Raw genomic sequence first — 14158 nt, 5'->3', positions numbered from 1 at the left:
CGGTCACCATGGCTTCCATCAAGGGATCCCGGAGCAGAGGGATCGCGCTGCACACCGTTCTGATACTCGGCCTGCTGCTGTCGGCCTTCCCGTTCTACTGGGCCGTCATCATGTCGACGCACGCGTCGAGCGAGATCTTCTCCTACCCGCCGAAGCTGCTGCCCGGCTCGCACTTCCTGCAGAACGTCCGCCACCTCTTCGACAGCGTCGACTTCTTCGGCTCCATGCTGAACTCGCTGCTGGTCGCGGGCTCGGTGACGGTGCTTGTGCTGTTCTTCGACTCGCTCGCCGCGTTCGTGTTCGCCAAGTTCGACTTCCCCGGCAGGCGGCTGCTGTTCGGACTGCTCATGCTCATCTTCATGGTGCCGGCCCAGCTCGCCGCCATCCCACAGTTCGTGATCATGGCGAAGCTCGGCTGGATCGGCTCGATGACCTCGCTGATCGTGCCGGCGGCGGCCAACGCCTTCGGCATCTTCTGGATGCGCCAGTACATGCGGGGCGCCATCCACGACGAGCTGCTGGACGCCTCCCGCATCGACGGCGCGAACTTCCTGCGCCAGTACTGGCACGTGGCCCTCCCGGTGGTCCGGCCCGGGCTGGCCTTCCTCGGCATCTTCACCTTCATGGGCCAGTGGAACGACTACGCCTGGCCCCTGATCGCCCTCACCGACCCGGACAACGTCACCCTCCAGGTGGCGCTGTCCCAGCTGAACGGCACCCATGGCACCACCGACTACGGCATGGTGATGACCGGCGCGCTGCTCGCCCTGATCCCCCTGCTGATCGTGTTCGCGATCGCTGCCCGGCAGATCATCGGGGACCTCGGCAAGGGGGCCATCCGCTGATGGACCCCCTGCTGGCGCTGCGTCCCTGGCGGGCGCCCGAGGTGACGTCGTGGGGACGGCTTCCGATGAACGCGGTCGACCGTCGGCGCGATGCGCTGTCCCTGGACGGTGCATGGCGCTTCCAGCTGCTGCCGGCGCCGGGCGCGCCGCCGGCCGACGACGCATGGTCGACCGCACATGTCCCGGGGGCCTGGACCCTGCAGGACACGGACGACCGGCCGCACTACACGAACGTCCGTATGCCGTTCGCGGAGTACCCGCCGCACGCGCCCGCCACCAATCCCACCGGCATCTACGAACGCACGGTCGCCATCCCCGCCGATTGGTCCGGTCGCCGGATCGTCCTCCAGGCGGGCGCGGCGGAGAGCGTACTGCTGGTGCACGTGGACGGACGGCCCGTCGGCCTCTCCAAGGACTCCCACCTGGCGGCCGAGTTCGACCTCACCGAGGTGGTACGGCCGGGCGAGCGGGCGGTCGTACGCCTGACCGTGGTGAAGTGGTCGGACGCCTCGCACATCGAGGACCAGGACCAGTGGTGGCACGGCGGGATCACCCGGTCCGTGCTGCTGTACGCGACGGACCCGCTGTATCTGGCGGACGTCACCGTCCGGGCGCACCACGACGGCACCTTGCGCGTGGACTGCCTGGTACGGCAGGCGGGCGGCGGCGCGCTGCCCGGCGGGTGGTACGTCGGCGCGGAGCTGGACGGCACCCCGCTCGCGCAGGACGAGGAGTTCGACCGGGCACGCACCGAGGACGAACGGGTCTCCGACTTCCTGGGCGAGGCACGCGTCAGCGCCGTCGTCCCCGAGGTCCGTACCTGGAACGCGGAGACCCCCGAGCTGTACGGCCTCACTGTGCGCCTGCACCGCGCCGACGGCACGACAGCCGATGTCTGCGCGTACCGTGTCGGCTTCCGGGACGTGGTGATCGCGGGCCGGGATCTGCTGGTCAACGGGGAGCGGGTGTTCATCCGGGGTGTGAACCGGCACGACTTCCATCCGCTGACCGGGCGGACCGTGTCGTACGACGACATGCGCGCGGACCTCGTCCTGCTCAAGCGGTTCGGCTTCAACGCGCTCCGCACCTCGCACTACCCGAACGACCCGTCCCTGTACGACCTCGCGGACGAGCTGGGCTTCTACGTCGTGGACGAGGCGGACCTGGAGTCCCACGACCACGCGCACGAGATCGCCGACGACCCCCGGTATCTGAACGCGTTCGTGGACCGGGTCTCCCGGATGGTGCTGCGGGACAAGAACCACCCGTCGGTCATCGTCTGGTCGCTGGGCAACGAGTCCGACTACGGCGCGAACCACGACGCCGCGGCCGGCTGGGTGCGGCGGCACGATCCGACCCGGCCGGTCCAGTACGAGGGGGCCGCCAAGCGCGGCTGGGTGGATCCGGAGGTGGCGTCCGACATCGCCTGCCCGATGTACGCCCCGATCGAGGACTGTGTGGCGCACGCCCTGTCCGGGGAGCAGACGAAGCCGCTGATCCAGTGCGAGTACTCGCACGCCATGGGCAACAGCAACGGCAGCCTCGCGGACCACTGGGCGGCCATCGAGTCAACGCCGGGTCTTCAGGGCGGCTTCATCTGGGAGTTCTGGGACCACGGAATTCTGCAGCGTGTGAGCGATGGCAGACCGGCCGGGCGCGCGGGCGCCGGGTTGTATGACAACGGTGTCGCGGCGCCCGGGTACCGGTGGGCGTACGGCGGCGACTTCGGTGAGCCGGTGCACGACGGCGCGTTCGTCGCGGACGGGGTGGTCTTCCCCGACCGTACCCCGAAGCCGGCCCTGTACGAGCACCGGGAGATCGCGGCTCCGGTCCGCATCCGGTGCTACCGGCACGAGGGGATCGTCCTCGCCAATCACCAGCACTTCCGCGGCCTGACCTGGCTGGCGGCCAGCTGGGAGCTGGCCCTGGCCGACGGCCGCACCCTGACCGCGCCCGCCGAGCTGCCCGATCTGCGGCCGGGCGAGACGGCCGCCGTGCCGCTGCCCTTCACACTGCCGCAGGACGGCGGCGAGGCCTGGCTGACGCTGCGGGTGACGACCGCCGAGGACGAGCCGTGGGCGCCGCGCGGTACGGAGGTGTGCGCGCCCCAGGTGCGGCTGCGGGCGGCCGTCGTCCCGGAGCCCCGGCCGGTGGCGGCAGGGCGGCCGGTGGAGGTGGACGACGACGGGTTGCTGGTGCATCCGCTGCTGGCGGCCGCGCCGGTGCTGTCCCTGTGGCGGGCGCCCACCGACAACGACGAGCTGGGCGGCATCGCCCGCCGCTGGCGCACCTGGGGCCTGGACTCCCTGGTCCGCAAGGTCGTCTCGGTGCACCGGGAGGGCGCGGCGGTGACCGTGCTCTGCGAGTACCTGGGGACGGCCGGCGTGGTACGGCACCGGCAGGAGTTCACGCCGGTCGAGGGCGGCGTGCGGGTGGCCGAGTGCGCCGAGCTGCCGGACGGGTTCGCCGATGTGGCCCGGGTCGGCTCGGTGTTCGAGACGGTACCGGGGCCCGATCTGCTGGACTGGTTCGGGCAGGGGCCGTGGGAGTCGTACCCGGACCGTTCGACGGGAGCCCCGGTCGGCCATCACTCGCTGCCGGTGGACGAGTTGTTCACGCCGTATCTGCGCCCGCAGGAGAGCGGCGGCCGGCACGGTGTACGGCGTTTCAGCCTGTCGGCGCCGGACGGGACCGGACTCGCGGTCGTGCTGGACGAGCCGCGCCAGGTCTCCGTCACCCGGCATCGCGCCGAGGACCTGACGGCCGCGGCGCATCACGACGAGCTGGTGCCGCGTTCCGGCTGCGTGGTGCACATCGACGCGGCGCACCGGGGTCTCGGCACGGCGTCGTGCGGCCCCGACACGTCCCCCGAGTACCGCATCCCACCGGGCGTCCACCGCTGGAGCTGGACCCTGCGCGTTCTGTGATCCCCCGCCTGTACCCCCCGGCCCGCATCCCCCGCCTCCACCCTTACGTCACCCTTCACGGAGCACACGTGTGTACTTCGCATGACCACAGCCAAAGCGAGGCCGCGCAGGCCGGTGCCGCACGGCGCAGTTTCCTCCGGGCCACCGCGCTGCTCGGCGCCGCCGCCACCGCGGGGGTCGCGCTGCCGGCCGTCGCCGAGGCGGCTCCGGCGAGCGGCCGGCGGCCCGACTCCGACAGCCGTCGCTTCACACTCGCCGTGATGCCCGACACCCAGTACCTCTTCGACGGGCCCAGCATCGACAAGGCGCCGGTCGAGGCGTCCCTGCGCTACCTGCTGGAGCACGGCAGGGACGAGAACATCGTCTTCCTGTCCCACCTCGGTGACCTCACCCAGAACGGGGCAGAGGACGAATTCGCCGCGATCAGCCAGGCGTTCGGACTCCTGGACCGGCGGGGCGTCGGCTACAGCGTCCTGGCCGGCAACCACGACGTGAAGTCGTCCACGGACGACCAGCGCGGCTCGACACCGTACCTGGACGCGTTCGGGCCGCGGCGCTTCAGGGACAGGCCGACGTTCGGGGGCGCCTCTTCGGACGGGTACAACACCTTCCACCTGTTCAGGGCGGCCGGGCGCGAGTGGATGGTCCTCGCGCTGGACTGGCGGCTGTCGGCGAAGGGATACGCCTGGGCGAAGGACGTGCTCGCCCGGCACCCGAGGACGCCGGTCATCCTCACCACGCACGAACTGGTCGTCGAGGACGACACGCTGTCGACGTACGGGCAGCAGATGTGGGACCGGCTGATCGAGGACCACGACCAGATCTTCCTGACCCTGAACGGCCACTACTGGCCCGCGGGCCGCGCGATCCGCAAGAACGCGGCAGGCCACGAGGTGCACCTGCATCTGACGAACTACCAGAACCGCTACTTCGGCGGCGCGGCGATGATCCGCCTCTACCGCTTCGACCTGGACCGCGACGTCATCGACGTGGAGACGATCTCCCCGTGGATCCTGGGGCGGGCGGCCAAGGGCCTCAACGAGCTGGAGCGGCAGGAGATCGAGCTGAGCGGCGACGCCGACCGCTTCTCCGTCGACATCGACTTCACCGACCGGTTCTCCGGCTTCGACCCGGTTCCGGCCCGCCCGGCGCGACCCGCGTCGAAGATGCTGATACCGGGCACGGTCGCCTACTGGCGTTTCGACGGCCACGCCGACGGTACGGCGGTGACCGGCACCGTCCGCGACCTGTCCGGGCGCGGCAACGACCTCACCGTGGTCAGTGTCGGCGGCGGCACCCTGAACTGGTCCTCCGACCACCACCCCGACCAGCCCGGCCACGGCAGCCTGGAGTTCCAGGGCAACAAGTCCCCGCTGACGGGCGCCTATCTGCGCACGGTGGACGGAGCCCCGCTCAACTCGGCCACCCTCAAGAGCGGTTACACCATCGAGGCGTTCTACCGGCTGCCCGCCGACTGGGACGCCGGCCACCACGCCTGGTCCGGCCTGGTCGGCCGCACCGGCCGCAACGGCTCCGCCGGCCAGGTCACGGACGACCCCGACGAGCCGCTCGCCACACTGTCGATCTCCGACGGACCGGGCCCGCAGTGGGCGGTCCACCCGCTCGGCCAGCAGCGGCTCGCCACCAACTGGGGGGACGAGACCGCACGCGAGAAGTGGTGGCACGTGGCCGTGGTCAACGACGGACGGCACACGACGATGTACGTCCAGGGCTGCCCCGTGGCCCGCAACCCGCACGCCGCCGCCGTCGGTATCGCCTCGGCCGGGCTGCCCTGGCTGCTCGGCGGCTACGAGTACGCCGACAAGATCGACCAGATCCTGCACGGGCGGCTCGGCGACGTCCGCATCGTGTCCCGGGCCCTGCCCGTCACCTCCTTCATGACCCACTGACCCCCCTCGCGAGGATCACCATGACCGAGCAGCAGCTGCCCGCCTGGGCCGACCCGGCGGTCTCCCCCACCGACCTGGACACCCAGGGCGTCTCGCGACGCCGACTCCTGCGCCGCGCGGGCCTGTTCGGCGCCGCGTTCGCCCTGGGCGGGGCGGCTGCCCCGGCCGTCGCGGCCACCGGCCGGGGCTTCGGCGGCGACGACCCGCACCTCGCCTACCTGGTCGGCGACCACCACGTCCACTCCGTCTACAGCCACGACGCGAAGTACACCTTCTCCCAGCAGGCCCGGGCCGCCGCCAAGTACGGCCTGGACTGGATGGTGTTCAACGAGCACTCCAACTTCGGGCACGCCCGCTACGGCGCCGCGCTGGAGCACCAGGAGATCCTCGAGGCCCGCAGGAAGAACCCGCGCCAGCTGATCTTCCAGGGCCTGGAGTGGTACATCCCGGCCGCCGAGCACTGCACGGTCTTCGCGGCCCCCGGCCCGAACGAGGTCGACCTGCTCACGCGGTTCGAGCTCGCCTACGACGGCAAGCTGCTCAACTACACCGAGGGCGCCGCCGGCGCGACCGACACCGCCCGCAACGAGGCACACGCGGTCAAGGCCATCAGGTGGCTGGCCGAACAGCGCCGCACCGGCTACGTCGACGACGTCCTGGTCCTCGCCAACCACCCGCTGCGCCTCGGCATCGACTCCCCGCACGAGATGCGCAACTGGCGCGACGCGGCCCCCGAGATCATGATCGGCATGGAGGGCGCGCCGGGCGCCCAGGGTGCGGCGATCCCCGGCGGGCGCGGCGCCACGTCCATCCGCGGCGAGTACGAGAACAAGCCGTCGGCCCAGTCCTGGGCGGGTTACCCGGCGGACGCCTATCTCACGTACGGGGGCTTCGACTGGGCGACCGCGACCGTCGGAGGGCTGTGGGACTCGATGCTGGCCGAGGGCCGGCTGTTCTCGATCACCACCAACTCCGACAACCACCGGACCGTCTTCGACACCTGGAAGAACGGCGACTGGCCGGCCGGACAGAACTTCGACAACACCGGCAGGCTGCCCGACCCGGTGAACACCGACACCCCGCAGCCCGGCAGCGACTTCTGGCCCGGCGAGTTCAGCCGCACCCACGTCGGTGTGACCCGCTACGGCTATCGCGCGGTGATGGCGGGCCTGCGCGCGGGCCGGGTCTGGCTCGACCACGGGCATCTCCTGGACGGGCTCGACGTGCGGGTGAAGCGGGACTGCGACGGCGGCCGGGGCGTCACGCTCGGCGGCCGGCTGCGCGCCCGCAGGGGCGAGCGGATCACGCTGTACGTGACGGTCACGACCGCCTCCCGGGCCAACCCCCGGGAAATCCTGCCCCGGTTGGCCCATGTGGACGTGATCCGGGGTGCGGTGCGCGGCCCGGTGGCCGACCGGGACACCTGGAAGGCACCGGACACCAAGGTCGTGCGCACGTGGGACGTGTCCGACCGCAAGGGGACGTACACGCTGCGCATCCCGCTGACCGTCGGCGAGGAGTCCTTCTACGTGCGGCTGCGCGGCAGCGACGGCAACCGGCACGGCGCCGGCTACCTGGGCGCGGCCGTCGACCCGCACGGGCCGATCTCCCACGAGCCCGGAAACGGTGACCCGTGGGCCGATACGTGGTTCTATTCCAACCCCATCTTCGTCGACGTGGCAGGAGCCCGATGAAGCGTCATCTCCTCACTCTCAGCGCCTTATTGAGCGCGATCGCGCTGGCTGCGCCGAGCGCCTCCGCCGCCGAAGGCCCGCAGTGGGCGCCGGCCGGGACGTCGTACACCGACACCCTCGGCGGCGGACAGGGCCTCGCGAGCCGGGCCGACGGGTCACTGCTGCACCGCGGTCTGCTGGACATCCCGCTGGACCTGCGGATCAAGGGCTGGAACCACGTCGGCGACCCGGACATCGCACGCGGATATGTCTTCGACGCCTACCAGGGTGCCGACACGGCCGCCTCGAAGCTGTACGCGGTCACCACGCCGTCCGGGAAGCGGTACGACTACGTGCATCCGCTGGACCCGGGCGAGAAGGTGAACAACTCCTTCGCCACCGTCTCGCCCGACGGCCAGTGGCTGGTGTCGGGCGAGTGGGGCGACCAGAGCCGGCTCCAGGTGTTCCCCGCGCCCCTGCTCAACCCGGCCACGCCGGCCACCGGCGGGTCGCTCGCACAGGCCGGGCAGATCACCCTGGACCGGCCGGTGCGGGACATCCAGGGCTGTGACTTCGTCACCGCCACCCGGTTGGTGTGCGCCTCGGACGACACCTCCGGCGCGCTCTTCCCGCAGAGCAGGCCGCTGCTCCAGGTCGACCTGCCGCACGCGCTGGACGGCAGGCCCGTCACCGGCACGGTCACGAGCCTGTTCGGTGTTCCGCAGAAGAGCGTGTGCACCGGCACGTTCGAGGCGGAGGGCGTCGACTACGCCCCGGACAGCGGCACGCTGCGGGCCGAGGTGATCCCGCCGGGCGTGTGCGCGGTCGCGACGACCGTGTACGCCTACCGGCAGCAGTAGGCGCCCATGCGGCTTCGCCGGGCGCCACGCCTCCCTCGACGACCGGCGACCGGCCGGCAGCCGGAGCGGGCGGAAGCGTGAGGTCCCCGCGCCGGTGGGTTCCGGCGCGGGGACCTCTGCGGTACGGCTTCTCCGGGGCGGAGGATCAGCAGTTCCCGGTGTCCGCCTTGCCGTCGAAGCGGTCGCCGAGCCAGTCCACCACATCGCTGATCGCGTGCGGGTCGCTGGTGAGGTGGTCGCCCGCGTACGTGGTCCAGCGGGTGCTGATGCCGGCGGCACAGTAGGCGCGGCGGGCCTCGCTCGCGGTCCGGGCGGGGATCACCTCGTCCAGCAGGCCGCGGTACTGGAACACCGGGAAGCCGATCTCGTAGCGGGCGCCGGAACCGGGGGCGCCGACCCCGACACCCAGTTTGCTGGCTCCGACGGCGTCGCCCCAGGTGGTGCCGTCGGAGCCATGCAGGGCGTAGATCTGGTCGAGTGTCAGCCCGTCCTTGGTGTACTGCTCGATCCGCGCGCCCGGGAAGCGGCTCACCGTGCCGAGCGCGCACAGTGACTCGGCGTCCTTGACGGCCTTGCGGCCGCTGTCGTCGAGGATCTCGTCGAACGGCAGCTCCGGATGGGTGACGGACAGACCGATGAACGCGTCCACCAGGAACCCGGCGAAGAACTTTCCGTCGAGGTTGCCGGCCACCTGCTCGAGGTCGGCGGGGATGCCGCCGGAGGCCGAGCCGACGACCTTCAGCTCGGGGGCGTACGACCGGGCGAGCTGGGCCGCCCACAGGCTGCCGGAGCCGCCCTCCGAGTAGCCCCAGATCCCGACCCGGGCGCTGGGACCCACCCCGGCGCCGGGCACCCGGGAGGCCGCGCGGGCCATGTCCAGGGTGGCGCGGCCGGCCTCGGCCCCGGAGGCGTACGGGTGCACCTGGCCGTCCATGTATCCCTGGCCGTCCGTCGCGGCCACGGCGTACCCGGCGTTGAGCAGCGCCGCCACGTTCGGGCCCTCGTAGGCGTCCTGGTACTGACCCGCCAGCTGCTTGGAGAACCCGCACTTCGGTCCGATGCCGAGGGTGCCCGGCACGAACGCGACCAGCGGCCGCTCGCCCGGACCGGTCCACGGCTTCTGCGGTACGACGACGGTGCCGGCCACGGAGACCGGCCGGCCCCGCCCGTCGGTGGAGCCGTACTGCACCTTCCACGCGTTCAGCGGGGGGCCGCCGATCACCATGGGCAGCGAGCCGACCTGTCGGCAGGCGACGACGGCGCCCGGTGCGGCGGTGGCGCGATCCGGGGGCCGGTATATGTCGGCGTCCGCGGCGGCGCACGCCTGGGGGGTTCCGGCCGTCGCGGTCACGGCCGGCACCGCCAGCAGTCCGCCGAGCAGGCCCGCGGCGGCGAGCAGTGCGGCTCTCTTCGGCAGTGCTTTCCTCGACCTGTGGGAGATCATCTCAGAGCATCCCTTCCGTGGGGTGAAGAGGTACGGAGAGCTGAGGCCGTGAGGTTACGGAACCGTAGGTAAGCGCTGATAGTTAAAGGACGACGAACCGGCGGGGGCAGGGCTGTGTGCCGTTGACTAGCGTGACGAGGCAACCGGAGAAGGCCCGGGCGTCGTCTCCCTGATCATCATGCCCACTCCACACCCGGCCGGTTTCCCGGCCTCCCCGGTCGGCCAGCTGCTCGATTTCACCTGGACGCAGGCCCGCTCCTGCGCCTTCGCCATCGCCCTGCTGTCCGGTGTGGCGGCATCGGCCCTGCTGCCGCGGCTGCCGGTGGCGCGTTACGACCTGCTCCTCGGCTACGGCGTGTTCCTCACCCTGCTGTTCTGGCGGCGCGGCTGGGAGAGCGGACGCGATGTCGCCGTCATCGCCGCCTGCCACGTCATCGGTCTCGCCTTCGAGCTGGTGAAGGTCTCGCTCGGCTCATGGAGCTACCCGGAACCGGCCGTGCTGAAGTTCGCGGGTGTCCCCCTGTACGGAGGCTTCCTCTACGCGGCCGTCGGCAGCTATGTCTGCCGGGCCTGGCACCTGTTCGGCCTGGAGCTGACCCGCTACCGGCCGCGGGCGACAGCACTGGTGGCCGCGGGCGTCTACGTCAACTTCTTCAGCCATCACTGGCTGCCCGACGCCCGCTGGCCGCTCGCGGCCCTCCTGGTGGCCGTCACCGGGGGCACCTTCGTGCACTACACGGTGCGCGGGGTACGGCGGCGCATGCCGCTCGCGCTGTCGTTCGCCCTGATCGGTTTCTTCCTGTGGCTGGCGGAGAACCTCGCCACCTACGTGGGCGCGTGGCGCTATCCGTACCAGCTCCACGGCTGGCAGCCCGTCGACGTCGGCAAGTTCGGCGCATGGGCCCTGCTCATCAGCGTCACCTTCGTGCTCGCGGCCTTCGGCAGAGCGAAGCCGGACACCCGGCACACGCCGCCGCCCTCCCCCTGACCGGCGGCCGGCCCGCACCGGAATCCCGGCCGGCACCCCACGGATTCTCAATCCGGTCACCGGCGGCGACTCCGGCCACCGGCACCTTCGTGCACGACAACCACCGGGCGTCCACCTCGGTGTTCGGGCACCGGAATGCCGGTCACGGCCGCGGTGGCCTGCACGACGCCAAGGGTGCAGGCGACAGTTCCATGGACGGCTACAAGTTCTACGAGAGTTCGATGCCGGGCGACGTGGTGATCGTCAAGAACTCCGGCGCGAAGACGGTGGATCCGGCCAACGGGCTCAACGGGTGGAACCTGTCGTGGTCCGAGTGGCGGGCCGGCAGCGCGGTCCGAGCCGGTGGCGGGCGGCTTCACGGACTGAACTCTTTTGCGGGGAAGGGACTTTCTCTGCTTTAACTCTTGACGACTGCAGGGCTGGGGAGCACATTGGCGACACCTTGAGAGCGCTCTCAAGTAACCGTGGGAGCGCTCTCATCGACTCCCGCACACCCCTCCGTACCCGAGAGGCCTCCCCATGCGCGAAACCTCCGGCATACCCGGGCGGCGCCCCCTGCGCCGGGCGCTCCTCGCCGCGCTCGGCACCCTCGGCCTGGCGGCCGCCGTCGCCACGGCCGCCGGCTTTCCCGCGAACGCGTCCGCCCCCACGCCTCCCTCCGGCTGGTCCCAGGTCTTCCTCGACGACTTCAACGGGCCCGCCGGCTCGGGCGTCAACACGGCCAACTGGCAGTACACGACGGGCACGAGCTACCCCGGCGGCCCCGCCGGCTTCGGTACCGGCGAGGTCGAGACGATGACCTCCAGCACCAACAACGTCTCGCTCGACGGGGCCGGAAACCTCCGGATCACGCCACGGCGCGACGGTGCGGGCAACTGGACGTCGGGCCGTATCGAGACGAACCGCTCCGACTTCCAGCCGCCCGCAGGCGGCAAGCTGCGCGTCGAGGCCCGGCTCCAGATGCCGAACGTGACCGGCGCCGCCGCCAAGGGCTACTGGCCGGCCTTCTGGATGCTGGGCGCGCCGTATCGCGGCAACTGGTGGAACTGGCCCGGCATCGGCGAGCTGGACATCATGGAGAACGTCCAGGGCATCAACAACGAGTGGGCCACGATGCACTGCGGCACCAGTCCCGGCGGCCCCTGCAACGAGAAGTCCGGGATCGGCGGCCAGAAGGTCTGCGAAGGCACGACCTGTCAGGGCGGCTTCCACACCTACGCCGTCGAGTGGGACAGATCGACCAGCCCCGAGGAGATGCGCTTCTACCTCGACGGCGTCAACTTCCATACGGTCAGGCAGAGCCAGGTCGACGCGGCGACCTGGGCCGATGCCACCAACCACGGCTACTTCATCATCCTGAACGTCGCGATGGGCGGCGAGTTCCCGGCGGCCTTCGGCGGCGGCCCCGACGGCGGCACGGACCCCGGCCACCCGCTCGTGGTGGACTACGTCCAGGTGCTCCAGTCGGCCGGCGGTGGCGGCACGACCCCGCCGCCCACCACCCCGCCGCCGTCCGGCAACCGCGACGCGTACAGCGCGATCCAGGCCGAGTCGTACGACGGCCAGGCGGGCGTCGGCACCGAGACCACCACGGACACGGGCGGCGGCCAGAACATCAGTACGCTCGCGAACGGCGACTACGCGCTCTACAAGGGCGTCGACTTCGGTTCCACGGCGGCCCATCAGTTCTACGGCCGGGTCGCGAGCGGCGCCGCGGGTGGCGTCAGCGGACTCGTCGAGGTGCGCCTCGACAGCCGTACGAGCGCGCCGGTCGGCAGCTTCGCGGTGGCCGGCACCGGCGGCTGGCAGTCCTGGAAGACGGTGCCCGCGAACATCAGCTCCGTCACCGGCAGCCACGACGTCTACCTGACCTTCACCAGCGGTCAGCCGGCGGACTTCGTGAACGTCAACTGGTTCGACTTCGGCCACTGACAGGGAGTCGACCGATGACCACACGCTCCCCGGCCGGGTCCAAGGCGCTCCGCCCCGACGGAAGGCGGCTGGTGACGGCCGTCCTGACCGCGCTCCTCACGGTGCTGGCCCTCGGCCTGACCGGGGCGGCGCCCGCCAGGGCCGCCGCCGACCACACCCAGGGAGTCACCCCGACCGGGTCCGGATCCGTCCAGATCTGGTTCAAGCCGACCACACCCGCCTCCCTGGTCGACGTGCACTACGTGTCGCCCGCTGCCGGTCAGCAGAACTTCCGGATGACGAACGACGCGGGCACCTGGCAGCAGACGGTCGGCGGCCTGCCGAGCGGCTTCACCCTGGAGTACTGGTTCACGTACGAGAAGGGCGGCCCGCTCCACGACACCCCGCACTTCACCTACACCGTCGGCAGCGGCGGAGGGAGTGGCGGCGGTGGCGGCGGAACCGGCAGCTTTCCGATCACGTTCCAGAACAACACCCGTGGCACGTACGCGGATTCACAGATCTACGTCACGGTGCTCGGCCAGGTGACGCCCGGTCAGTGGTCGTACATGAAGGCCGACGGGACCATGGTCCACATCAACCACCTGGACGCGACCGCACCCGGACACCTGACCAAGAACGGCGTGAACTACCCGAACATGTCGTTCACGCTTGACCGGTCGGGCGGGTCGGTGCCTTCGCCGACATCGATCCGCGGCGGCCGGATCTACGTCTCCCTCGGCTCCCCCCTGTACATCCCGGTCTCCCCGGACGACCAGGGCTGGGGCGGCCCCGACCTGCGCAACCCGAACGACCCCAACACCGATGTGTACTTCGACTGGTACGAGTACACGTACGTCTTCGGGCAGGTGGCCTTCGGCGGCAACACCACACAGGTCGACCAGTTCGGCTTCCCGATGACCTCGCGACTGACGCAGACCTCCAGCGGCTACGACACCACTCGGGGCATCACACTGACCCGCGCCCAGGTCATGTCGCAGTACACCGCCTCGGTGGGCGCGGCGTTCAAGCCGCTGCAGAACACGTACCGGATCATCGCCCCGCGCTCCTCGAACCTCTTCCTCGCGGGAGGCTCCCGGGCGAACTACCTCCAGTCGTACGTCGACCAGGCCTGGTCCTACTACTCCGCCCACCCCTTCAAGCTGACCCGGCTCGGTGAGACCTTCTCGGGGCAGGTCTCCGGGAACACCCTCACCTTCACGAAGAACGGCGCCGGCCCCTACACGCTCCAGAAGCCGTCCTCCCCGGACGTCGTGGCCTGCGCGGGCGCGCTGGCCTCGGGCAGCGACCCGGAGAAGCAGCTCGGCGCGGAGTTCTGTGCCGCGTTCAACCGCGGCACGGCCCTCGACACCTCGGCCTGGTACACCCCGTCCGCCTACTACACCGGAGGCATCAAGAACGACTACGCCGCCTTCCTGCACACCGTCGGACTCGACGAGCGCGCCTATGCCTTCCCGTACGACGACATCAACGACCAGTCGTCGGTACAGATCCTGGGCAACGCGAACCCTCCGACCGGCCTGACGCTCGGCATCGGCTGGTGATCCGCACAGGGTGAACAGGGGGGGCGCGCCCGCTG

The 14158-nt window shown here is 71.0% G+C and carries 9 protein-coding genes and 1 pseudogene; 9 read left to right on the top strand and 1 reads right to left on the bottom strand.

The window, feature by feature from the left end; genetic code table 11:
- Positions 1-8: 8 nt before the first annotated feature.
- The 5 genes from ACIRU3_RS06310 to ACIRU3_RS06290 all read left to right on the top strand — a co-directional run bounded on the left by ACIRU3_RS06310 (position 9) and on the right by ACIRU3_RS06290 (position 8215).
- Positions 9-845, top strand: coding sequence for a carbohydrate ABC transporter permease (locus ACIRU3_RS06310; RefSeq protein WP_404052131.1), 837 nt, complete (start codon positions 9-11; stop codon positions 843-845).
- Positions 845-3772 carry a glycoside hydrolase family 2 TIM barrel-domain containing protein gene (locus tag ACIRU3_RS06305; RefSeq protein WP_404052129.1) on the top strand — a complete coding sequence of 976 codons (2928 nt, stop codon included), beginning with the start codon at positions 845-847 and terminating at the stop codon, positions 3770-3772. Before ACIRU3_RS06310 ends, ACIRU3_RS06305 begins: the two co-directional genes overlap by 1 nt.
- A 68-nt stretch (positions 3773-3840) precedes the next feature.
- Positions 3841-5682, top strand: a complete 1842-nt coding sequence (locus ACIRU3_RS06300) for a LamG-like jellyroll fold domain-containing protein (protein WP_404052126.1) — start codon at positions 3841-3843, stop codon at positions 5680-5682.
- A 20-nt stretch (positions 5683-5702) separates the two neighbouring features.
- Entirely contained in the window at positions 5703-7376 is a 1674-nt protein-coding gene (locus ACIRU3_RS06295; protein ID WP_404052125.1) for a histidinol-phosphatase, read from the top strand.
- Positions 7373-8215: a hypothetical protein gene (locus ACIRU3_RS06290; protein ID WP_404052122.1), complete on the top strand. Its 843-nt coding sequence runs from the start codon at positions 7373-7375 to the stop codon at positions 8213-8215. The genes ACIRU3_RS06295 and ACIRU3_RS06290 overlap by 4 nt, the downstream gene beginning before the upstream one ends.
- Positions 8216-8360: 145 nt before the next feature.
- Here ACIRU3_RS06290 and ACIRU3_RS06285 read toward each other — a convergent pair whose 3' ends face one another.
- Positions 8361-9659: a lipase family protein gene (locus ACIRU3_RS06285; protein ID WP_404052120.1), complete on the bottom strand. Its 1299-nt coding sequence runs from the start codon at positions 9657-9659 to the stop codon at positions 8361-8363.
- A 178-nt stretch (positions 9660-9837) separates the two neighbouring features.
- Between ACIRU3_RS06285 and ACIRU3_RS06280 the strand changes: the two genes are divergently transcribed.
- The 4 genes and pseudogenes from ACIRU3_RS06280 to ACIRU3_RS06265 all read left to right on the top strand — a co-directional run bounded on the left by ACIRU3_RS06280 (position 9838) and on the right by ACIRU3_RS06265 (position 14123).
- Positions 9838-10647, top strand: a complete 810-nt coding sequence (locus tag ACIRU3_RS06280) for a DUF817 domain-containing protein (protein WP_404052117.1) — start codon at positions 9838-9840, stop codon at positions 10645-10647.
- Positions 10648-10724: 77 nt separating this feature from the next.
- Positions 10725-10982: pseudogene (locus ACIRU3_RS06275) on the top strand (hypothetical protein); the annotation flags it as partial.
- Positions 10983-11166: 184 nt separating this feature from the next.
- Entirely contained in the window at positions 11167-12579 is a 1413-nt protein-coding gene (locus ACIRU3_RS06270; RefSeq protein ID WP_404052114.1) for a glycoside hydrolase family 16 protein, read from the top strand.
- A 14-nt stretch (positions 12580-12593) separates the two neighbouring features.
- Positions 12594-14123, top strand: a complete 1530-nt coding sequence (locus ACIRU3_RS06265) for a glycoside hydrolase family 64 protein (protein WP_404052111.1) — start codon at positions 12594-12596, stop codon at positions 14121-14123.
- The last annotated feature ends 35 nt before the right edge of the window (positions 14124-14158 follow it).

The sequence above is a fragment of the Streptomyces sp. NPDC101151 genome, from assembly GCF_044768335.1.
In the GTDB taxonomy this organism is placed as follows: Bacteria; Actinomycetota; Actinomycetes; order Streptomycetales; family Streptomycetaceae; genus Streptomyces.
Note: the sequence above shows the minus strand (reverse complement) of the source record. Positions and strands in the feature narration are given on the sequence as shown.

Bases quoted from the DNA above. Each gene is read 5' to 3' on its own strand.
- ACIRU3_RS06295 (WP_404052125.1), top strand. From the start codon at position 5,703: ATGACCGAGCAGCAGCTGCCCGCCTGGGCCGACCCGGCGGTCTCCCCC.
- ACIRU3_RS06305 (WP_404052129.1), top strand. From the start codon at position 845: ATGGACCCCCTGCTGGCGCTGCGTCCCTGGCGGGCGCCCGAGGTGACG.
- ACIRU3_RS06280 (WP_404052117.1), top strand. From the start codon at position 9,838: ATGCCCACTCCACACCCGGCCGGTTTCCCGGCCTCCCCGGTCGGCCAG.
- ACIRU3_RS06285 (WP_404052120.1), bottom strand. From the start codon at position 9,659: ATGATCTCCCACAGGTCGAGGAAAGCACTGCCGAAGAGAGCCGCACTG.
- ACIRU3_RS06310 (WP_404052131.1), top strand. From the start codon at position 9: ATGGCTTCCATCAAGGGATCCCGGAGCAGAGGGATCGCGCTGCACACC.
- ACIRU3_RS06290 (WP_404052122.1), top strand. From the start codon at position 7,373: ATGAAGCGTCATCTCCTCACTCTCAGCGCCTTATTGAGCGCGATCGCG.
- ACIRU3_RS06265 (WP_404052111.1), top strand. From the start codon at position 12,594: ATGACCACACGCTCCCCGGCCGGGTCCAAGGCGCTCCGCCCCGACGGA.
- ACIRU3_RS06270 (WP_404052114.1), top strand. From the start codon at position 11,167: ATGCGCGAAACCTCCGGCATACCCGGGCGGCGCCCCCTGCGCCGGGCG.